This is a genomic window from Legionella saoudiensis (assembly GCF_001465875.1).
In the GTDB taxonomy this organism is placed as follows: domain Bacteria; phylum Pseudomonadota; class Gammaproteobacteria; order Legionellales; family Legionellaceae; genus Legionella; species Legionella saoudiensis.
In genome coordinates, this window is sequence record NZ_LN901324.1 from 786,401 (window position 1) to 808,997 (window position 22,597).

Consider the following 22,597-nt stretch of genomic DNA (forward strand, 5'->3'; position numbering starts at 1 on the left):
GGCTTGAATTAGGTTTTATTGGCTATACTTAAAACAAGTCTCTTGTATCTTGTTGCCATGTATGAGTAAAAAGTCAAAATGTACGGTTGGTTTCCTAGTTTCCGCCGCACAAATGGCTTATAAAATAGGAAGAAACAATGAGGTTGATCCCTCTATAAAGCAGGCAACTGAAATTGCTCAGGAAATAGAAGATAATGGGTATTCCATAGAACGTTCGATCGCCCCTATTTCAGGTAAGGGTACCGGTAAATCATCTTTAGCTGCAGTATGTCTTAAATCAGAAGATCCAGATGCGCCAATTATCATCTCATTTCGTGGTACGCAAACGTTTAGTGACGTTCTCTCTGATGGAAAGTTAACTGCTACCGGTGTCGTTGAGGAAAGCTTTCGTAATGCAGCTTTTGAATTTTATCAGCAGGTTAGAAAAGAATATCCGAATAAAGAAATTATTATTACTGGTCACTCATTAGGGGGGCATTTAGCGCAATATGTGGGGACTAAAGCTTATAATACAGACCCTGAGCTGCAGGCAAGCCAGGCCCTTCAAGTAAGAACATTTAATACCGCACCTATAAGAACCACACATAATGAGGTATTTCAACAAAACCCACAATTATATTCACAATTTGTTAACTACCGCTTATCTCCTGATATGGTAAGTAATTTGCCGATGCAGCAATATTATGGTAATACCTTTGTATTTAAGAGTGACCAAAATGCATTAATATCTCACAAGTTAGGTGTACTTAAAGATCTATTGCCAGAGCATGTTAAGGAACAAGAGATCACGGGAGTTACTCCTGCAGAAAAAAAACAAAATTTGTTAGTCGAATTATTTAAAGGGGTTGAATCCAGTTATGAGTGTCGTGTTCAAGGGCAACTTTTTTCTCATTTACGCGCCGGTAAAAAAAATCTGGAAGAAATGCAAAAAGCATTCCCTGATATACTTAATTCGATCGAAAATGGGAACCATGATGAGGCCATTTTAAAACTTGAAGGATTAAAAGATAAACTTAATGGTACCGTATCGAAGCAAATGATTGATACGTTAATACATAAAACTGTTGAGGCAAAAGTAGCTCATCAAATGCAACAGGCCGAGCAGAACTCTGTTGCACCTGAGCAACCTAAAGAAAGTTCAAAACCTATCGAGTTAAGCGCTGTAGAGCGGCAAAGGCAATTCAAAGCTGAGTTATTCAAAATGAAAAGTACTGAGGAAGCACCGAAAGATGGGCCAGCACTTGATAGCCCTGAGAATTCTCCTGCATTTAGTCCTGGATAAACCAATGGGTAATGGTCTTGAAGGATCCTATTGCTTCATCATCTCCTCCAAAATTGATATTTTCTTAACTACAAAGGAAATTTAGGTGAATCGGGTATATCTCCTGAATAATCCGCTTCCGGTGCGGTTAGGTTTGCAGCACGTTCATTCGCGTCCATTACATGAAAATCCTCTTCACTTAAAGTCGTACTCGATGTGGAAACAACGCTAATCTGCTGGCGGTACGAGCTGAGATGAGCTGAATAATTCTTAGCAACTTCTTTTAGTTGGGTATCACTTTTGATGTCTTTCCCTAATAAGTATGCCAGGAGTATGGTTCTAAAAGAGTGCAAGTCTTGTTTCGTATCCTCTCCTTCGGTAAGAAATTGTATTATCTTTGTGTCACGCTCCTCCGGATTAGATAATTTGTTTACTTGCTTAATAAATCCTTCTGCTGCCAATAATCCCGTTGAATTATGGGTACTGAAAAAATAATTACCCACAAAATTTCTATAATGATGCAATACAACACCAAAGGGATGGGCATCTTGTAGTAACAGTTTATATTTTGTGCGTTCTTCCTCTGTCTGGTAGTGAACCGGTTTAATGGTAATCATTTTTATGGGAAGTTGTCGTGCTTGAGCAACAGAATCAATTTTTTGAAGGCAACTGATGTCATCATCAGCATAAAGCACTGTTCCTAACTCCTCATCACTCATATGTGCTAAAAAATAACGAAATGCCTGCTCTTTTTGAAATGCCGCTTGCTCGTCTCGCGTAGGCTTTACCTCAGCTGCATTATAAGGCTGGCTTGCATAATCACGCCACCTTGTTTGATAAACCTGATGATCGTCTTTACTTTTCGTGGCATAAGCTGCCGTATAAAGATCTCTAAAAGCTGCTCCTGGTCCTTTACCATAGGCAACATCGGCCACCGTGAGGACGGCTTTTACCCTAATTCCTTGCCGTTGTAGCTCATCAATAATAATTTTACGTGTCATGCGCTCTACATCGGATTGGAGTTCTCTATTGTTTGGATCCGAATCGGACAAATCCATATTTGTTAAAAAATAAACCTCTTTAACGCCATAGGCCTTGAGTTCATCAACAAGCGTCTGGTTAAGTGCACGGAAACGCTCGCCCTCAGGGTTTTGGTGAGTCATTCGTAGGGTGTCATCTACATCTAAGAGTACTGTAAGAGGCATAGTGGATTTCCTTAGGTTTCCTATTTAAACCATATAACATGGTTAAATATTTTTCAAAGTTATCCTTCATCTAAAGAAAAAACTGTTTAACAAAACTTAGTACAATAAAAGTTTTTATTGAGCAAGGCTTTGTTTGTATGTATTATCTCGCGCAAATATGCATTTAATTTAAATAGATGGAGTGAGAATGGGACAACTTGCAAATAACGCTTTGCGTACAAAAAATATGATTCAATTATTAAATGATATGGGTATCAGCCTCGAGGGCACGGAGGTATCTTGTTACGATGAGTTACTTGTTTTTAAGACCGATTCCCTACAACGTAGCGAGCAACTTTCTCAAAACTTACAATCTTTATTAGCTGATGGATCAATACAACCTCAATACAGACAGTTTTCTTTGGAAGAATTACTTACTAATGAACTCGCAATGAGTACTTGCGTTGATCAGAAAAAAGAAAAAACAAACAAGCTATCCTGTAATATGGTTCTGCAGGTTTTAATCGATGACGGATTAAAATATACGCTGGATGAGGAAAAAGAACATATTGAATTTGAATTGCCCGAACCTGCCTATGCTATTTTTTTCAATATGCTGCAATATAAAAATTTGAGCATTGTGGATAATAAATTACGTTTTAATATTAGGGAATTTCTAAAATCCTATCCTAATGAGCTTATTGCGATTAATAGCGAATCACCTTTGCTTCTTATTAATGCAAGTGCTTTCGAAGATAAAAAAGTATTTTATGCGCAGAAAACTTTAGAAACGGGTGAGCTTGAAATAAAACCTTATTTTTTTGTTCCTTATGCTTCATCTCCGCCAAAATATACCTTTGTTCTAGATACGAGTGGTAGTATGGAGGAAGAGGATCGCCTAGATACTTTAAAACAAAGCGTAATTACGTTTGCAGAAGCCTTGTTCCTGTTTCAACCCCAGGCAACTATTTCCATTATTGAATTTAATACAACACATAGAACCGTTGGAAACTATACTAAAGATGAATTAGATAAGTTGCAAAGGAATGTTAATGTTTTATCTCCACATGGTTCTACTTGTCTTTATGAAGTCAGTAAAGAACAATTAGAATTATTGAGCCGCTCAGATAATCACACGAATGTTTTATTATTTACTGATGGAAAAGATCAGTCTGATTTTAAAAATTCCGAAATGCAATTAAAGAATTTAATAAAGCATGTAGACGAGAATTTGCCTTTAGTTAAAGCACGAAATAAATTTTTCGTTATCAGTTATGCTCACAAGCAAACTACTATTATAGAAAAACTTGCCGCTTTATTTAATTCATTAGTTATTAATTCACTCAGTGCCGACTTTAAAAAAGCCTTATCTGATGTGCAAAAAATGCAAGAATGGGCTGCGCAACGTGATTTATTTACCTCCCAACTTAGCATTGATAACCAAACAACTGAATACGTTCAGGCTTATGACATGTCGGGGCAGTTTGTTGCTTTGAGCCCGCAGCGCAGCACAGATGGCAAAGTTCACTTAAAGATTAAGGATGGGAGCGGTAAGGTAATTCTTGATGATCAACGTTCTCTGCTTAAAGAAGAACCGGTAAAACCGAATTCTTCTACACCATCTGTAAATGGCTTTTTTAGTGGCAGCAAAGGAGAAACATCAAGTGATTCAGTGGTTTCTACTTTGGGCTTCAACTTAGTCTAAAGAATGTAACCCGTATTATGACTTCGTCTAATACGGGCTATCCTCATTAAAACTTATGTGTAGGATGCGAATGAGTGTGGCTATGCGAGTGCTCGTGATGCTGCACTACATGCACATGAGCATGGGGATATGCATTAGGTAAAGGATATCCATGACCAGCATGGTGATGCTGAACTGGATGTCCATGCTGACCAGTATGCTGATGGCCTGAGTGTCCATGTTGGCCAGTATGTTGATGATGGCCTGAGTGTTCATGTCCGTGTTGGTAATGAAACCCATTAGGATTACCTGATACTTTTATTTCCTTAGGCATAATTAATCCTTAATTTTAATTGGTAAAACCCAGAACAATCTGGGTCTTTTAATATAGCATTGTGCGATTAGACCAGCAAATAATAGAGTGCTACCCCCAGTTCAATTAAGAATAAAACCGCTGTGGCTATAACCATGCCCGGGAAAAAATATCGTTTCCAACTTTTCTTTTTGTTAGCCCCACCTTTTACCGCTAGAGTATTAGTATTTGTTAGGCGAAAGCTGAGAATATCAATAATTGAGTCAAGAATAGATTCATAACATTGATTGTATTCTAAATGACGTAATTTGCTAAGTAATATGCATAAAGCAACAGTGGGTGAGCTGGTGGTAACTGTTAAAGAACAAGGACGATTTTTAATTACCCGCATTTCCCCAATTGATTGACCACTGCTTAGGCTGCCAATTAAATATTGATTTGTACCGGTAGATTTATAAAGATCAACACCTCCTGAAATTACAATATATAAGTAATCACTATGTTTCCCTTCCTCAAGTAAGATTTCATTTTTAGAGAAGGATGCACGATGAGATAAGCTGAGAAAGGTATTAAAATTTTTTTCAGAAAGCCCTTTTAATAATTCGCAAGCTCTTAAAAGGCTATGTTCTGCTTCAGAAAATGTATCCATGATGTTCTTCTTGTCCATTCAAGTTATTGAGTCTTTTATAATTATTTTAGCAGAGTATGGATAATATGAAGGCCTTATTGGGCGAATGTAGTTATGGGCTTACGCAATAGAAATAAAACCAATGCTCCTAGGCTACTTATTCCAAAAATAAGTATCGGCTCTAAGACACAGCCTAGGCAAGTAGCGAACAACGTATAGAGCGGAAGCAACACTAATTGCAGACCAATTTGCCAGTATTGGTGATCAGCCATTCGTTGTATAAATTCAGTTTGCAAAAAACTGCAAAGCGCTAAAAAAAACAGGATCCAGTAAAGCGTTGCGATACTAATAATCCATCCGTAAATAAGCGTTTTAAACCAATTACGTATCTGCCAATTTGGCAGTTGAATAATTAAATAACCGTAGTGATAACCCATGTAGTACGAAGCGGCAGCTCCTGAGGCTAGACCAACGATGAGACTTAAAAAACTAGAACCAGGTTGATAAAGCTGGATGAAATCTATTAGTACTGCAATTAAAGTCCCTGAGAGAAACCATAAACCTGTAAGCTGATGTTTTGTTAGTCTCATTTAATACTCTATTTCATACATTGTTCCAAGCGCTTTCTTACTTCAACCAAACCTAATTCCCGCAAACAGCGCATATTATTTTCGGGAATGACATCCGTATCCCCATAATAGGTAATAGCCTGATCGAGCATTTCTTCTCTTAAAAGATGAAGCATGGGATATGGAGAGCGATTGGTATAATTGGTAACGTCATCTGTTTTTACCCCATGAAAGCAATAGTCAGGATGAAAGGTAGCAATTTGATAAATCCCTTCATATCCTGATTTAACTAATAAGTCATTAGCTAAATCAACAAAATCCAAATAGGCAAAAAAATCATTTAGGATGTGCGGGTAAATAAGAATCGTTGTGCCGATTGCCGGGTTTGCTTGTAAATAGTTTACTTCTCCGATGAAATCAACAAGGGCATCGTTGATGGATTGGGCTGAACTAGCCTCGATTCGTGCTGAATTGTTATTCATTTCGCGTTTTGCGAAGGGGCACAAATTGAGTCCAATAACCATGGATTGAATCCATTCTACGGTCTGTTTGATATACATTTTTTGTCAATTAATAAGTATGCGAATAATGCATAGTGTATCATATTGTGCAGGAGGGAGGTGAAAGGCTGTCAAGCCTTTCACTTAGCGTATCAGTGAGCAGGGGAGATTCGAGAAACTTCGATCACAAGTAATTTAAAATAATCGTAGGTCATATAGAATTCACCCGCATCACCGACTAAACGACCCCAAGAATTACGGATTTTAAGTAATCCTTGGTGTTTTTGTCCTTTATCGTCAATAGCTACAGCAGTGTCATCATAACCAGTAATAATCATTTCATGGCCTGCTTCAACATTCTCTAGCCCTTTTATTATTTCCGGAGTAACAACCCAAGTGTCTGGGAAGTAAGTCGCTTTATGCTTCGCTAATGCACCCGCTAAACCAAGATCCGTACGAGGTAATAGTACGCCAAAAACTAATCGGTCTCCTGCATTTAATGCTTGTTTTACTTCATTTAAAGTAAGTTCAGGATTCTTTTGCTGCAATACATCAAACCAGTTTACCTGATTGCCAAAAATTAATTCACGCATCGCAATATACTGTGCTGGATCCATAACTAAGTCAGGATTATGGGGTGAATAAGTTGGGTATTGTGTGTAACCGCCACAGCCTATGGTGCGTTCTTTTTGTTTATTAATAATTCCAAATTGTTGAATTTGGCCAAGCACTTGTTCTGCGTAGCTACCATCCCAACCACTTAGGCCGTAGCCGAATTTTTCTAAATAACTTCCTAATTGTAAATTACAAACCTGGCTGATGTAGTCACCTTTAGCAAGGGCTGCATCAAGAGCACCTGTTACTGCAAAAGTAACACAAGTACCGTGAACCCCTTGATCTAATACAGGGACATTATTCATACCTAATTGGACTTTTTCAGGGAATGCCGATGCTTCTACTTTTAACGTGGTTTTAGAATAAGTTAGAGCTTGCGCCTGGTCAATTAAATTTCTTTTTGCCTCGTCTGAAAGCTCAACGCGTAATAATTGAATTACCTTTTCATTCGTTTCTTTATTGATAATTCCATATTGAGCTGAGGGATTGGTATTCGTTTGTTTTAATGTTTGTTTTATTGAACCAACGACAGTAACATCTCCAGAAAAAACATTACCGGTCATTGAAAATGCAAGGATAGAGGCTTGCATTAATGTGCATGTCATTTGTTTAAACTGCATGATAGCCCTTATGTCTAGAAAATAAACTGGGGAATTATTGATCAGTTTGCTTATTTTTGTCAACGTCGATGGGCTGTGCGGTCGTATTAGGGGCTTCCTTAATCCAAAAAGTCATAACTCCTAAAGCGATTAAAAGTTGGGCGCTATAGTATAGAAGCATAACGAATAGGGTAACATTCTCGAATCCAGCAAATTGCCCTAATGCCAAAATACAATCTGAAATTAAAAATAAGGTGGCACCACCTCCAATCAATAGCACATATTGATTAACCTGGTAGGAGCAAAATAACATCATGCTAAGTAAGCTGATATAAATGGTTACTGCAATCTTTATGTCACCTAAATAAGGCCATATATAGTTAATAAATGTGAGGATTAGGAGTAGCATTGGTAAAAATGCAAGGATTCGTTTTTTTTGAAAATGTCCTTTTTTTAAAAATAAACAAATATAGGAACAATGCGCTGCCATAAATGCCAATATCCCCATTGATAATGCATTAGAGCCTGGAAAGGTTAAACTAATATCGCCTAATGCTGAAAAGCCTAATGCAAGTCCTAAAAATAATTTTTCTATAGGTTGTTTTGAGGGAATTTGAGTGATAAGTAGCATCAGAAGAAGGATGGGAATTGGCTTTAATAGGGTTGTCCACGGATAATGAATAAATGGAAGTAGCAATAGATAAAGCACCATGAATAGCAAAATAAGTGCTAGGTTTATTTTAAAATATCGTCCTGACATAAAATTCCCACGTTGTTTGATATGCATTCATTAGGTAGTGCTGTACCACCGCCCCTGGGTTGCTTCATCACTACGTTTTTCCCATGACGGGGTTCTATTTAGTATGCGAAATTTGAGGACATCACGTCAATCCTACAATTCCTATTCCTCATACGTTCTATTAATACCATCATTGCGAATGATATGAAGCAGCCCATAGCTTTTCTCACCAGCATTTTAAATGAAAGATTTTTTTGCTCACCGTCATTGCGAATGAAATGAAGCAACCCAGGGTATTGGGCATCGATCTCTGTGGCCATGCTCTCAAATCATCATGCATTTTTAAAGCATTAATTTTTTAACTAAACCTTATTAGCATATCTTTTTTGTTTATTTAAATAAAATATGATTTAATTGCATCCTTTGTGATCCATAAAGAGCCTAATTATGAAAAAATTAATCTTTCTACTATGTCTGATGTGCTTTATCTCCGTAGGTCATACAAGCAAATTGAGTAAGTTTTTTAAAGACTTAGATAAAGAGGATCGAGCTCGTCAAGAACGTGAATGGCAAAAAGATATGAATTTCGGCGATTTTTCATTCCGTCTAGATAAGCGATACATTGATGATCGTGGACAGCATTGCCGTGATTATAAATTTAGAGCACGCAGTAATCCTTACCGCCATGGTTATTATACGGTCTGTGAGGAACGTTAACATCAGGATGAAAGGGCATGCGCACGATATTGGTATTCATGACTAACATGCCCTAAACTAACTGAATGCTTGGGACAATAAGGATTAAAGGAGTATTATTATGATGTTTAAAACGGAAGTTGCGCATGCAAAAAAACAAAACATGCAAGCGATTAGCAAAGCAATTCATAGCTTAGAAGTCATTGATTACATTGCAGTTTCCAAATTACTTCCTCAATTACTTGCAGAAGGCAAACTCAAATTAGATACCTCCGCTTATAAACCTGAAGATCTTACTAAAAATACAGGGGTAGGTAGACACCTCATTTACGACCATAAAGATCCAGACAACCCCTTTTCCATATGGGTATTTGTCTTTCTACGCAAACAAAAAACATCAATTCATGATCACAAATACAAAGGAACCGTAACGGTTCTTGAGGGACCAATAACGGAAAAATTTTACTTACCCACAGGTGAACATACCGCCGCGTTGAATCAATGTGTGGAGCGTGAACAATTTGATACCAATTGGGATGATTTAACTGGTAGTTTTGTACATCAACTTAAGTGTAGAAAAACATCGTGCGCAGAGATCAGCATGACTTTGCATATTTATAATATGCCAGCGTACCAGTGCCTCGATGTGGAAAATAGAAATTTAAATGTGATTTATAGTAAAGATAAAACCAAGAAAAACACCTGTGACTCCAATAATGAAGACAATAGCATGCAAACTGAAAGCAACTCCACTTCAGCATCTTTCAGTTAAATAGTACAAATATGGCATTACAATGAATGAGCTCCGGAATGATGCAGCACTCGATGTATCGTTCCGGAGTAAAGCTAGCTAAATTTAGACTTTTTGCCTTTTCTCAACGTAAATCTTGGTTATTTCAGCGCCAATAAAAAAGATTTGCGCTGAATAATGAACCCAAATCAAAAGTACAATAATTGAGCTTGTTGCGCCAAATACCGAATCAAGGTGAGCTTTTTTTAAATAAAAACCAATAATGAGGGTACCCACATTAAACATCAGTGAAGTAATTATGGCACCCACCCATATATTATCCCATTTAAGCTCAATATCAGGTAAGTTTTTAAACATTAGTGCAAATAATAAAGTCACAAATAGAAATGAAATTAGATAACTAATGATTAATTCAATATAGATACTTACCCCCATAAAATGCGTCATATAACCACTTAAAATAGCCAAAAAAGCACTTAACGCTAGAGAGGTGAATAATAGCAAAGCGGAAATTAATACCATGATAAATGAAAAAAAGCGTCGCTTAAGTGTATCCAGCCAAGCTCTGTCTGGGGAAGAATACACACCCCAAATCATATTTAATCCTTCTTGGATTGCACTAAACGCTCGTGAGGCACTTAATAACAAAATAATAATACCGAAAACCCGTGCCAATAATGCGGTAGAAGGCTGATTGACATTTTTTATCATCTCCTGGATTTGCAAAGCCGCTTGCTCACCTAAAAAGGAATTAAGCTTACCAAATATTTGCCCCTGAGCAGCCTCCTCGCCAAATAATGCTCCGGTTATTGCAATGCAGATTAATAAAAGTGGGGCCAGCGAGAATAAGGTATAATAAGCCAGAGCCGCAGCAAGACTCGATATGCGGTCTTGCCGCCAACTTTTCAGCACTTCGTTGATCAAACTGAATTTTAAGATCATCAAAATTTTCATTTACACCACTCAAAATGAACCGAACTTCGCGCCCAGTAAAATAACGGTAACGAGTGCAAGAATAGGACCAATGATTCCCACAATAATAACATCCAGATAACTCTTACGATGCGTCGATTGACATACGGCAAGGAGAGTAACAATCGCACCATTATGAGGCAGAGTATCCAACGTCCCCGACGAAATAACTGCTACGCGGTGCAATAAGGCTGGTTCAATTCCATATTGCTGTGCCAAATTTAAATAAGTGCCTCCAAGAGATTCAAGAGCGATGGACAGTCCGCCTGATGCAGAGCCAGTCACAGCAGAAAGAATATTAGTTGCTGCCGCAAGAGAAACTAAAGGACCCCCACCAAGCCCTAAAACCCAATCACGTACCACAGTAAATGCAGGCAGGGCGGCAATTACGGCACCAAAGCCAACTAAACTTGCAACAGTTAAAACGGGCAAAACGGAGGCATTTGCACCAGCATCCATGCTTTCTCGCAAGTTAGGAAGACGTTTCCGATTGATAAGAATTAAAATAAATATCGCTGAGGCCAGCGCGATCACAATAGACCATACGCCACCAACCACTGAGTATGAAGTTGCTCCCCATTCTTCTTTTGCTAAAAATGAAAAGTCGAGGCGTGGAAGGATGAATAGGGCCATTAAAAAATTGACACAAATCACAATAAACATAGGCAATAGGGCAAGTGTAATTGAAGGGGCGCTCTGGCTGGGCATTCCATGAGTGATTTCCGCAGTATCAAATTCATGGTCTGTTGTGGCTCGACCGCGAATAAGTTGGTTATTCGCTATACTGTTCATATCTAGGAAAGTGTCATCACCAAATGGTTCATTTTTACGCATGGCTTCAGCCTCAGCACGCTTAAGCCACCACATGCCAAAAGCGAGCATCACTACAGAGGCAATAATCCCAAGGCCGGGTGCGGCAAATAGTGTGGTACCCAAAAAAGGCATGGGAATGGCATTTTGTATCGAGGGTGTGCCAGGTAATGCCGACATAGTAAAGGTGGATGTACCTAGAACTATTGCGGCAGGCATTAATCTGCGTGGGATCATGGCTGCTTTAAATAAGGATTCAGCCATTGGGGCAAGGACAAAAAAAACTACAAACAAACTCACCCCACCATAAGTGGCTAAGGCACCGGCTAATACAACCGCCAGCAGCGCATGTTTCGTTCCCAACCGCTGAGTCATAAAAGTTGCAATTGTTGAGACGGAACCACTGTCCTCCATTAATTTACCGAATAGGGCGCCTAACAAAAATAAGGGAAAGAATTGAGCAATAAAACGCGCCGCACCATTCATAAAGGTCTGTGTCCAATGAGCGAGTAAAGGCTCCCCAGAAATAAATGCAGCGATTAAAGCTGCACCAGGCGCAAGAAGAAGTACGCTCCAACCTCGAAATGCGAAAATGATAAGTAGGGTAAGAGCGATTAAAATTCCGAGTACGCCCATGAATTAGACTCCCTCAAGTAACTCATCGAGATCAAATGAGGAACGCTTCCCGAGATCAGCGGCATGGTTTATAAAGAATTCTTCGGCTGAACGTCGTCCTTCGTCTCTAAGCATGAGTAAAAATTCCCATTCCGCATTCAGCTTGGATGAATAACCAAGTTCAACCATAATCTCACTGCTGACACGGTGAATTCGCATACCTGCCCATTTTCCCCCTTCGCAATCAGCAGGAAGGGCCAATTGCCGTAATAGAGCAATCATGCGAAGTTCTTTGAGTAATACCGCATTAAATGAAACTTCGTTCAAACGATTAAGTATGTCTCGTGCTGATTTAGGAAAGTCAGGGCGAGTTACAGGATTTATTTGAACTAAAATTGTATCTTGTGATTTACATTCACGTATAAGAGGGGTGATGGTTGGATTGCCTGAATATCCACCATCCCAGTAATGCTCACCATTAATTTCTACTGCTTTGAATACTGTAGGAAGACAAGCTGATGCCAGCAGCACCTCAGGTGTAATTTCATTATTGCGAAAAACTCTTCCTCTGCCGGTACTTACATTGGTTGCTGTAATAAACAATTTAATTGAACTGTCTGGCAGGCGTTTAAAATCAATGGATTGAGTTAAAATTTCGCGTAATGGGTTCACCCCTAATGGATTAAGATCATAGGGAGAAAACAGTCGCGCGAAAATATCCATAGCGATAAAAAAAGGAGAGTGATCAAGAGACCATTTCCCTAACATTACATCAAGAGGACCTCGTTGGAGGAAACTAAACCGAGCCGCATCAGAGACTCGTTTCCAGAATAACTCGAGTGCCTCACGAGCCCCTTGGGGACCATCTTTAGCATAACCATCGGCAAGAACGACTGCATTCATTGCACCTGCAGAAGTGCCAGAAATACCATCGATTTGTAGATCCTCTTCTAATAAACGATCTAACACACCCCAGGTAAACGCACCATGAGCACCACCACCTTGCAGTGCTAAGTCAACCAGTCTTTCAGTCATAGTAAATGACATCCTTTTCGTTGATTATTAGGTTGAGAGAATCCTTCCTCTCTACCATTATGGCATACAATAGTACAGATTTTAAATGCCGTAGTTTTTAGAAGTCTGGTTGCAAGCACCAGGTTAAGGCATAAATAGTGTGGCCTGTGGAGGTTTTTTTATTCCCTCCACCAAAGCTGAAATAAAAGGGGCAATACTTAATTCCTTGCACTCCAGCAATTTAGATTTTAATTTTTCATTCGTGGGTGCATGGAACATCTCGTACTCATTATGTTTATAACAATGAACTAACCATTGAAGTTCGCTTTGAGTGACGGAAGAAAAAAATATTGATTTGAGTTTGGAGGGTGCTTTTAATAAGCGACTTTTTTCACTTAAATGATCCGCTAAATTATTGCGTAGCCGTTCAATTAATGATGGTGCAGCATTATGCGCCAGAGCACGTTGATATACCAAAAGACTAATGCTTGAATTCATTAATGCGATAAGTCGATCTTGTATATTTTCTTCTAAGGTTAAAAACCTTGCAAAGAATGGAGTCTTTGTAAGCCAACTCTCACTTTGGGCTGCAATGTGTAAGCGTAACAGATACACCTCGCAGTCATTATCTGAAGGGCTAGTTAGACACAATTGCCTTAATGCAGTAAAAAATTCCAGAACAGCATCCGATAAAGGACGGTTTCTACGTTCCTTAGCTCCCATTTGTATAATAAAGCGCTCCAGCAAAACAAGCACACCCGGATCTGGTTTCTTATCAAAATGAGAAAATAAACCTTCTGTACAAAAGGGAATATCACGGAATTTTTTTATTAATTCAGTTTTTTTCATCGAGTCGTGATTATTTCTGAATTCAATAATATCCTTAAAGGGATTTCGAGCACCAAAGAGGCTCAATAAAAGGGGGCTTAAAGCAAAAAAATCACTGGCTTCAGAATAGACTCCATCAAGAACTTCAAGCGCAAGATGCTCAGGAGTCCCTTGAGGGATTTGGTATGTATCCGTTATCCGTTTTGCAAAATCAAAATCCAAATATAAAGCGTCCAGTTTGCGTATTTGTTTCCCAGCAATTAGTAACTCTTGCTCTCTTATTTTTATATTATTACCCGTAATATCTCCATGCACGATGGGCAAGCCGCTGAGATTATTATAATGCAGGTGATTAAGACCCTGGATTAATTGCCATGCAAGATCCACCGCCTGGAAAAAACTAAGTTGTTTTATTGGTGAATCACTTTTCAATTCTGGGGCAATATGAAATCCTTTAATGTACTCCATAATAAGCACATCTCGATTTTCTATAGTTAAAACAGCAATCTCAGAAGCATCATAGTATTGATAGCCAGAAGGTCTTTGTTCTCCATCATAGATCTTGATTGCAACAGGCTCCTCTTTATTAATCACTAACTTCTCTTTTTCAATACGCGTGGGAATTAAATCAGAAGCCATTGGCTGTACTAAAGAGCAAGGGTATCCCATATAGACTTGATGACCTAATTCTTCACTGAAGTCGCTGCAATAGTATGAAATTATACCGTTAGCCTGTTTGACTGGAAACAAAGTATAGGGTAGTGACTTGTCGTCCTTTTCTAAATCTCCCATGAGATTGGCGCCTTAAATTAAGTTAGTGGTTGCAATTATAACATTTTACTATTTGAAGATAACGATTTGTATCAAAAAACACCATTTTTCTTGGCGTAAGATTAACGTACTATACTTTAAATTAAGCAATATGGGTATATAAAAGCCAATATTAATTATTTATGGAGCTTAAACTTTTCATTTTTTTTACAAGCTGTTTAATAGTTCCTTAATTATAAAGGCATAAAGTAGTTTGTGAACGAAGCAGATTTATAGAGCTTCATATTATTAATTCTTTAGAGGACATTAATATGTTATCTACAAGCGAAGCAATACGCACATTAGATGAAGACAAAACCCGCCGTATTATAGAACTTTATCTAAGAGCTCGATTCAAAGCACGATTCGATCCCGCTTGGCTTGACACGATGGATAACTATGCGCCTTTAGCAACCGCACTTAGATTTTTTGATAAATTAGGAAATGATAACTTAAAACTTGCAGCAATTGGCAGCAGTAATGCAACAACACGAGACGATCATAAAGAGCAATTTGCGATACTGCAAAATATATTAGATGATGTAGTTCCTTTGACCGATGGTATCCCACCGGTAGCTGAAGAATTTAATGAGAAAAAGGCTATTCTTTGGAGCTTGGAACTTAATCAACATTTAGAAAGTCGCTCCTTACGCGATTTGCATGCACAGAATAGTAATTTAGGAATTGTTGAAAAATTATTAAATGGAGACTTAGGACAAGAAGAGTGGCTTGGTGAAGTTGATTTAGAGCGCATGCTCATTAAATTAGGGGTCAAAGACCGCACCCATATTACACGCTTAAATGCAGAAGACATCGGCATGATATTGCACTTTGAGCGAATCAAACATGGCTCTTCGACAGCCCCATATACCATTCCTTTATTAATTAACTGCGGTAGCAGTTCTTTACGCAGCCAGGGCTCACATTGGACTTATGCTATGGTTTCAGTGAACCCCACAACCAACTCGGTTACCATTAATTATCACGACTCAATGCCTCTTAGAGGTTCAGAGCGCGATGTACTTACAGCTGCTATTAATTATTCAGATGGCCCATACCGAGCATTTCCCTCCTATGCAACACAAACAGTCAACACCACCTCTAGTGGTCAACAACGAGATGGTTGGAGTTGTGGATACCGTGCATTAAAAGGTTTAATCACCTCTCATGGATTCCCAGTGATGCCAGGAAATGTAAATCAAGGAGCTACCTGGCTTAAGCTTACTAATGCAGCAAATACGTCTACAGCTCTAAGAGATGTAGTATATGATGAGCTGTTAGATGGGGTAGAAATTGATAACCAATATGCTGAAGAAATGGAGCTTGAGCCCTCGATGATTACATCAACGAGTGAAAAATCTCTCAAACTTGATAGTAAATTTACTCAGCATTACCGAGAGTTGCTTGGTCATGGAACAACTCGTCTCGGTGCCTCAGAAAATTTTGCCGAAGAATATAGAAAAATAAGTATCCTGCTCAAAACGATACGCGTTTCCACCGGCAGGACATCTGCTCTAAAGGATTTAAAGCAAGGTTTAAATGAGGTCATAACGAATAATGAGTTATCTTCCGATGAAAAACTATTTGCGATTCTCGATGTTATGGGGACTGAATATTCAAAAATTATAAAATCATTTGGTGGTGCAAATAGTGAGTTAGGCAGCTACATTAAAGGGTTTTGTGACAAGCACATGGGTGTAGTATTAGGAGAGGACCCACTTTACCGATTTAAAAAAGATGGTTTAATGAGCCGAATGCTAGATAACCAGACTGGAATAAAATCTGAAAAGAGAGAAACGGAGTCTTTATTGCCCCCAGTTAAAAAGAAAACAACGGGTACAGGTGTATCTCATAGTGCGCCAACAATAAGAACAACTGAAATTGTAGAGTCCAGAGTAACTCCTTCGGAAGGTTCCATAGACAAAAAAGGAGCGCGCATTAATCAGCCTGCATTACGGGAACATGAAAAGGACGCACGTATAGGTACCATGTTTGGCCTCTCGCAATTTTGTTATGGCCAAAAACCTTCTGGTGTTGAACCTGGATTTAGAGCCATTGATTTAAATGAGGAGTTTTTCAAAGAGCTAACCAAAATTTTAGCTAAAATTCCTTCCGATGATCCCCATAATCTTGCTCGATTAGGCGCAAACCTAGGAAAAGTCGATGATTTAAAGCGAAAACAGGAAATTTTTGCGCTTTTTATTAATGCTCATACTCCTAAACCCTATGGTGAAAGCACCGTACTTAGTCCTGGAATTCAATGGCTTTGTAAAGAAATCAAAGATGCAGTCGGAAATAATCATAATTTACAAGCCTGGATGTACAAGCTTGATTATGCAGAAGGGCAAAAAGAACGAATTAAAGCCAATAAGGAGGCAATAAGGGAGTTTGTAGGAACACGTTTAGCCGGTATTTTTAGTGAGCAAAACCAAAAACAAGAGCTTGCCTGGGTAAATAACAAAGACGGTGGAGCGCATGCCTTATTAGCCTGCGGTTGGAAAAATGGTTTACGTGAGCTTACTGAATTCCTTTGTAATGGAAAAGAGCCTGATTACCGTGGGGTATTGGTTGAAAATAAAGATGCTCCGATAAAACGTTCCATGCTCATTCCTGGCTTGGCAAAAAACTTAATTTTTGGTGTTGCTATTGGGGATCGAGATGGTATTGGTAAAAATGCCCAAAATAAAGGTTTTGCCGATGGCGCATTCTATGGATTTGACTATGGTAAGCCTTATGAAGGTGATGGGGTATGTAATAGCTTGAAAGATGATTTTTCATTTGATGATTTTTACGCTAAAGCGCCTGAGTTCCTTAGAAGAGAAACAAAAGTCGGTGTAGCACGGCACCGAATGTACCGAAATTATAGTGTGTTTTATGATACACCCTTATCCGAGCGGATGGTTGGTTTGCATTTATTAAGAAAAATGATCACTGGGGAAAATCCTGATGAAGAAGTGATTAAAAGCTATCCTGGTTTAAGGCAAGAACTACATCGTATTCAAGAAAATACACCAACTCCCAAGGCCTTATTAAAACAATTAGATCTCATTAGACATAATTGTAGTAATCCAAAAACTATGGCCTTACTTGAGGCTCATATAACAGATGTAGGTTCAGGAAAATTGTCAAATTTTGATTTGTATTTTTATAAAATCAAAACAGACATTATGGAGATGGCTGTAAAAAGTGATATGTCTTATGAGGAGCTTGCTGACTACATCAAATTTATCGATAAAATGGCAGAGCAAGCTCATACAAATAATGCGCGGATCTTACAAACCTTTGCGCAAAGAATACCACTCACTCGACAAGAGCTTGACTTATTAGAACACATAGAAAAAGTGTGCTCTCCTACCTCAATCATGTCTCCAGATGGTGAGATCTTTTTGAATAGGTTACGCTTTGAACCACAAAAAGGCCGAATTCCTTTTCAATTAAAACATGAGGACAATGGAACTTATACCTTGAGCACTACCAATAAAAACATTACTAAGATGTTAGAAAAAGAGTTGGGTTTAGCTCGTCCGAATGTTTCTAAAGGAGGAGTGAGTTATACGCTGTCTCAAGAGCAATTAAGTAAGTTAATGGTCATTGTTGAACAAAAGTACAATGAAAAAGTACAAGAGCAGCTTGTTCAACCTACCTATAAGGCAACTGTATTAAAGCGTGCTTTATCCATGATAAACATTGATAATACGCCTGAAACACCTAGAGCTGGATTTGCGATTAAATGGGAACCAAATGGTGTTTTATCGATTCGACTTGAAGCAAAAACAGCTGAGCAGGCAGAGGAAATAAATAAAATTTTTAGCCTGCGCTTGGCTTTAAATAAACCTGAGATTCTGAATATAAATCCAGAATCTTTACCAAAGCTTAGAGCCAAGATTGATTTAATTTACACTCGTGATGACTATGAAAGCCGTAGCAGCTTGAAGTCCAGTGTTGAGGATGTCGGTATAGAACTTAGCTCTATAATGAAAAAACCTTCCGACTCTGGTTCCGAAAAATGGAAGGCGCTACATCAAAAAGAGCATGTACTAACACCTACTGAGCAACTAATGAAACGATTTGAGACATTAGTTACTAAAACCGAGGTGGTAGCACAAATTAGAGATATCTTGGTTGAAGCACATCCAGATGTTGTGGAACGACTACTGCAATACAACGATAAAACTTTGAGCAACGAAGATAATCTCAAGGCGATTATTCAAGATCGATTAGGAGATATTAAAGAAATATCCGATGAAATAGTTATAACACCAACTACATCTACTGATGTTCGACCAGGAATGCAGTAGAAAATAAAAAACTAATATTATCCTGCGGCATTAGCAACGAAGGAGCACTAGATGAAGAATACAGACTTCACTGGAGCTCCTTCGTTAAGCTCGGGATTTTATATCCCTAAAAAAAGAATGCATGTTACTTTATGGTAATGCCTTAAATCCCACCTGACCACATTGACCATTATAAAAATAGTTATATGAATATAAGGGTCTCCTGCCAGTGTTAATAAAAATCATTCCCGTTGCCGTGGAATTAATCCATTGAACACTCACTGGAGTGGGGCTATCACTTGGTGGAGTGCCATCAACCGTTGTAAAATTATAACTCATTGCAGGCATACTTAAGGGTCCCATTAAAACAGACATATCAATTCCCGCTGGCACATAATTATTGACTCCATAAGTGCCCTCTGGCCATTGAGCTTTGGGTAAATCGATGAACATGGAATCGATTCCAACATCAAGCAATGCGGTTCCACAGAATTGATTTGGCACTGGAAAGCCTGGAAAACTATAACAACCTGCTTGTGCGTTAAAATCACCGGGGACTGCGGTATTAGGCGTTAAATTGACCACATCGTAATTGTTTGCAGTTGAGGTAATACCTAAAATTAAGCTATTAGGTCTGGTGCTTGCATCTCCAGGGGTAAGATAATAGCCAGGGCTCATATCTGTTCCATTACTCGCATTTGTTATATGCAGGAAGGCATTTGCCGTTGGCGAATTAAACAGGTCATTAGTAGTGGTGCTATTGCGGTTAAAGCCAACCCCGATGTAATGTAAATCCGGTGTCGGAGGAGTGGTGTGGCATGATTTATCAGCAGGTCCTACGCAATAAGCTTTATCAATTCCTAGCACCATGATGGGCTGGGTTTGTACCGTGCCATGGTCCGTTTTGATGCGTACTGGGGCCAAGTAATAATTGCCTGAATAGGTATTACCACTACTGTCATAATATTTAACGCCAGGAGCGCCTGGACCAATCACATTCCCATTATGAGGTAACTCTTTAGTGGGGACAACAACGCCTAAAGAGCCCGTATCAATTGTATAGCCAGTAAAGGTGCCTGCAGAATCATTTTGGTCATAGCCAACATCCGCCTTTATTTTTAAAGCATAAGGCAATGTTTGTGACAGAGGTATGTGATAGCTCGTAATACCATAAGTACAAGTGGGTGGTGTGTTTTTCTTTAACACCTGGGTTACTCCAAGAGCAGCCCCATTATTCGTGCTATCGCTAATCCAGGCATTAATTGAGATATTATTCGGGAATGCCTGCCCACTATAGGTAAATGTGACGGTCCCTGTGCTCGTCGTAGTTGAAGTAGGCCAAATCACTCCACTGGGTGCTCCATAAACATCAACATGGATTGGATTATTTACAGAAGGTATCAATGGCTTACCCTTAGAATTACACATGGTCATACTAATGGTAAACTGCTGGACTTGATTGGCAGTATTACCTGTTGGATTATTTACCTTGGTCACTGAAGGGGTGAAATTAACTACACTAGGCTGACATGTTGGTGGTGTGATTGGAATAATTGCCGCTGCCGTATTGCTTACGGAAAATAAACAATAGCCATTACTATTTTGGCTACAGCCTGAAAGAGCATAACCTGGGGTATTTATTTTAATCCCAGCAAAAGGGTAGCTGCGGTTTGGTATGTTTGTAAGTATGCTCAGTGTTAATGCAGAGACATTATAATTTTGACATGATAATGCGCCTTTTCCATTTAAACACAAGGTAATACTTAGATTTGCAGGGGTCCCATCCGCAGAAACCTTAAAAAAGGAATTGTTCACAGAAAAAGCGCTGTGATAACCCAACAGTAATAAGACAACACTAAAACTCCTTAAATATTTTATCATAAATTATCCATATACTATGTGTTTCTTAATGGAGAACCAGTTATAACTAGCTCTCCTCATGCTGCTTCGTAACTTCATGTTAAACAAAGAAAAAGCGCGTTCTATCATAGGTTACATTCGTCGTGGGCGTCAATGAGGAGGGCTGCTGGAATTAATTCGGCTTATGGTGATATTTCATGTTTCCACGAGTTAGCGCGGTGCACGACTGGATTAAGCAAATCGTACCCAATAGCTAATTTATAGAACAACACCTTTTGAACAAAAAAACACTCCGTTGAATTATGCTATAATTATAAGGTGACTGAAATGATTTAAAAATCAAATTCTTAGCTTGTATAATTGGAGTATTTGAAATGGACAGATCACGTTTTTTAGCCAAAGCCATGGGTATTTATCTGTTGATAGTCAGCCTATCTATATTTATCAATATGCATTCTTTTGTAAACTTAGTTAATGAGATGACAAAGAATGAACCCCTTTTGTTCGTGACTGGTTTTTTTACGTTAATTATTGGTATTTTACTCGTATTAAGCCACAACATTTGGCAATGGGATTGGCGAGTACTTATTACAGTAATTGCGTGGCTGACCTTACTTAAAGGCGCTAGCCTCATTTTGCATCCAGCGATGTTGTATACCTATACGGCCACAATCAATTATATTACAGCAGCAATTGATGTAATCCTTGGGGTTATATTGTGCTACTTTGGCTTTAAGCACTCTTAATTAAAGAGTGAACTAATAAGTACCCAGTGCACCTCGGATCCCTGGGCTTAATAAAGTTAAAAAAAACTGGAAAAATAATTTATGGGTTACATGGTTTTCCTTTAGCTCTTATGCAGCGGGTCTTATCGTGCGATGGCACTTTCTTTTTAACATTAAAAATGGAGCGCCGTTAAAGTGCTCCATTTAGATTATAAACTATTGGTTTCTTGGAGGGGCAATTGTTCTTCAAGGGAGGTGATAGCTTCCTTTCTGAACAAGCTTAAATAAGTAATTGATTCTTTTTTAGCTGGCATGGGGTAAATCCAGCTTTTGCCATATTTAAAATGCATCGAATTAAACGCCTTCTCTTCTTGCTCAGGAGTTATTTCTGAATGTTGTCCTCGAGATACTGATTTTTGGTATTCTTCATGAAGTCTATGTCTTATACAGTCCATTGTATAGCTAGAATCTTCTGCGATTGCTTGATGACCAAGATCAACTAAATGTTGAATTTCTTCGTTTTCAGTGATATCCGGAGTGCCTTTAATTGCGGTAATAATTCCTCTTAATGGCATTCTTAACGCCCAGGTCAATGGGCTGGCAATAACTTGAGTAGAACCTCTAACAATACTAGATAAGCCATCAATAAGCCAAGAAGAAGACCGGCCCAAGTTTAATTTCATATTATTAGAAAAATTACTCCAAGAGCCGGAATTAAACGCATATCTTACTGTGTTACCGAGGAAAAAAAGAGGGGTTGCAACTAAATTTGCAAGACCTCGAAGCACATTTTTAAGTCCTCTAAGTGGTTGTGCCATATCCATTAAGAATTCATGCGATGATTTATATGGTTTAAACGTATACTGGATGTCATTAATCATAGATGCAATGGGTTGCATAGCCCCAATAAACTGATCTGTCCAATACTCGCGCGGGGTTTCATTGTATCGACGTGTATACGGTGCAGTGCTTATATAGCGAAGAGTAGCGTTTTCTACAGGATAAAGTCGTGCATCTATAAAACGAGCAAATGGAAAATCTTTTTTTACAAGATATTCAAATAAAGATTCATATCCACCGTTAATTTTTTTCATTTCATTATCCTATCAAATTAATGTGCGCAAATTATACACTTTTTATCCTTAAG

General features: G+C 38.5%; 19 protein-coding genes. 6 read left to right on the forward strand and 13 right to left on the reverse strand.

The window, feature by feature from the left end; translation table 11 throughout:
* Positions 1-61: 61 nt before the first annotated feature.
* Complete coding sequence (locus tag BN3124_RS12450) at positions 62-1,282, forward strand: lipase family protein (RefSeq protein WP_058535114.1); 1,221 nt, start codon at positions 62-64, stop codon at positions 1,280-1,282.
* Positions 1,283-1,350: 68 nt separating this feature from the next.
* Here BN3124_RS12450 and BN3124_RS12455 read toward each other — a convergent pair whose 3' ends face one another.
* Positions 1,351-2,466 (reverse strand): hypothetical protein, encoded by a 1,116-nt coding sequence (locus tag BN3124_RS12455; protein ID WP_058535115.1) that lies wholly within the window; start codon positions 2,464-2,466, stop codon positions 1,351-1,353.
* Positions 2,467-2,653: 187 nt separating this feature from the next.
* On the opposite strand from BN3124_RS12455, the gene BN3124_RS12460 reads away from it, so the two are divergent.
* On the forward strand, positions 2,654-4,150 hold the full coding sequence (locus BN3124_RS12460) for a VWA domain-containing protein (protein WP_058535116.1): 1,497 nt from the start codon (positions 2,654-2,656) through the stop codon (positions 4,148-4,150).
* 46 nt (positions 4,151-4,196) lie between these two features.
* Here the strand turns inward: BN3124_RS12460 and BN3124_RS12465 are convergent, their stop codons facing one another.
* The 6 genes from BN3124_RS12465 to BN3124_RS12490 form a co-directional block, all read right to left on the reverse strand.
* The gene (locus BN3124_RS12465) at positions 4,197-4,463 is read right to left on the reverse strand and encodes a hypothetical protein (protein WP_058535117.1); all 267 of its coding nucleotides are present in this window, start codon (positions 4,461-4,463) and stop codon (positions 4,197-4,199) included.
* Between the two features lie 67 nt (positions 4,464-4,530).
* Positions 4,531-5,091: a Crp/Fnr family transcriptional regulator gene (locus BN3124_RS12470; RefSeq protein WP_058535118.1), complete on the reverse strand. Its 561-nt coding sequence runs from the start codon at positions 5,089-5,091 to the stop codon at positions 4,531-4,533.
* A gap of 74 nt (positions 5,092-5,165) precedes the next feature.
* Entirely contained in the window at positions 5,166-5,660 is a 495-nt protein-coding gene (locus BN3124_RS12475; protein WP_058535119.1) for a hypothetical protein, read from the reverse strand.
* A gap of 8 nt (positions 5,661-5,668) precedes the next feature.
* Entirely contained in the window at positions 5,669-6,199 is a 531-nt protein-coding gene (locus BN3124_RS12480) for a DUF1415 domain-containing protein (protein ID WP_058535120.1), read from the reverse strand.
* Positions 6,200-6,291: 92 nt separating this feature from the next.
* Positions 6,292-7,374 (reverse strand): C1 family peptidase, encoded by a 1,083-nt coding sequence (locus tag BN3124_RS12485; protein ID WP_058535121.1) that lies wholly within the window; start codon positions 7,372-7,374, stop codon positions 6,292-6,294.
* 34 nt (positions 7,375-7,408) lie between these two features.
* Positions 7,409-8,113, reverse strand: a complete 705-nt coding sequence (locus BN3124_RS12490) for a lysoplasmalogenase (protein WP_196398928.1) — start codon at positions 8,111-8,113, stop codon at positions 7,409-7,411.
* A gap of 426 nt (positions 8,114-8,539) precedes the next feature.
* Here BN3124_RS12490 and BN3124_RS12495 point away from each other — a divergent pair, with 426 nt between their 5' ends.
* Both BN3124_RS12495 and BN3124_RS12500 read left to right on the forward strand, forming a co-directional pair.
* The gene (locus BN3124_RS12495) at positions 8,540-8,809 is read left to right on the forward strand and encodes a hypothetical protein (protein WP_058535123.1); all 270 of its coding nucleotides are present in this window, start codon (positions 8,540-8,542) and stop codon (positions 8,807-8,809) included.
* Between the two features lie 100 nt (positions 8,810-8,909).
* Complete coding sequence (locus BN3124_RS12500; protein WP_196398929.1) at positions 8,910-9,560, forward strand: cupin domain-containing protein; 651 nt, start codon at positions 8,910-8,912, stop codon at positions 9,558-9,560.
* A gap of 84 nt (positions 9,561-9,644) precedes the next feature.
* Here the strand turns inward: BN3124_RS12500 and BN3124_RS12505 are convergent, their stop codons facing one another.
* The 4 genes from BN3124_RS12505 to BN3124_RS12520 form a co-directional block, all read right to left on the reverse strand.
* Complete coding sequence (locus BN3124_RS12505; protein WP_058535896.1) at positions 9,645-10,481, reverse strand: YihY/virulence factor BrkB family protein; 837 nt, start codon at positions 10,479-10,481, stop codon at positions 9,645-9,647.
* A 21-nt stretch (positions 10,482-10,502) separates the two neighbouring features.
* Positions 10,503-11,957 carry a GntP family permease gene (locus tag BN3124_RS12510; protein ID WP_058535124.1) on the reverse strand — a complete coding sequence of 485 codons (1,455 nt, stop codon included), beginning with the start codon at positions 11,955-11,957 and terminating at the stop codon, positions 10,503-10,505.
* Positions 11,958-11,960: 3 nt separating this feature from the next.
* A complete protein-coding gene (locus BN3124_RS12515) occupies positions 11,961-12,971 on the reverse strand; it encodes a patatin-like phospholipase family protein (protein WP_230849138.1) in 1,011 nt (336 codons plus the stop codon).
* 123 nt (positions 12,972-13,094) lie between these two features.
* Entirely contained in the window at positions 13,095-14,570 is a 1,476-nt protein-coding gene (locus tag BN3124_RS12520) for a protein kinase domain-containing protein (protein ID WP_058535126.1), read from the reverse strand.
* 290 nt (positions 14,571-14,860) lie between these two features.
* On the opposite strand from BN3124_RS12520, the gene BN3124_RS12525 reads away from it, so the two are divergent.
* Positions 14,861-18,886 carry a hypothetical protein gene (locus BN3124_RS12525; protein ID WP_058535127.1) on the forward strand — a complete coding sequence of 1,342 codons (4,026 nt, stop codon included), beginning with the start codon at positions 14,861-14,863 and terminating at the stop codon, positions 18,884-18,886.
* A 129-nt stretch (positions 18,887-19,015) separates the two neighbouring features.
* On the opposite strand, the gene BN3124_RS12530 is transcribed toward BN3124_RS12525, so the two are convergent.
* Positions 19,016-20,746, reverse strand: coding sequence for a hypothetical protein (locus tag BN3124_RS12530; protein ID WP_058535128.1), 1,731 nt, complete (start codon positions 20,744-20,746; stop codon positions 19,016-19,018).
* 353 nt (positions 20,747-21,099) lie between these two features.
* On the opposite strand from BN3124_RS12530, the gene BN3124_RS12535 reads away from it, so the two are divergent.
* The gene (locus BN3124_RS12535; protein WP_058535129.1) at positions 21,100-21,471 is read left to right on the forward strand and encodes a hypothetical protein; all 372 of its coding nucleotides are present in this window, start codon (positions 21,100-21,102) and stop codon (positions 21,469-21,471) included.
* 188 nt (positions 21,472-21,659) lie between these two features.
* Here the strand turns inward: BN3124_RS12535 and BN3124_RS12540 are convergent, their stop codons facing one another.
* The gene (locus tag BN3124_RS12540; RefSeq protein WP_058535130.1) at positions 21,660-22,544 is read right to left on the reverse strand and encodes a hypothetical protein; all 885 of its coding nucleotides are present in this window, start codon (positions 22,542-22,544) and stop codon (positions 21,660-21,662) included.
* Between the last annotated feature and the right edge of the window lie 53 nt (positions 22,545-22,597).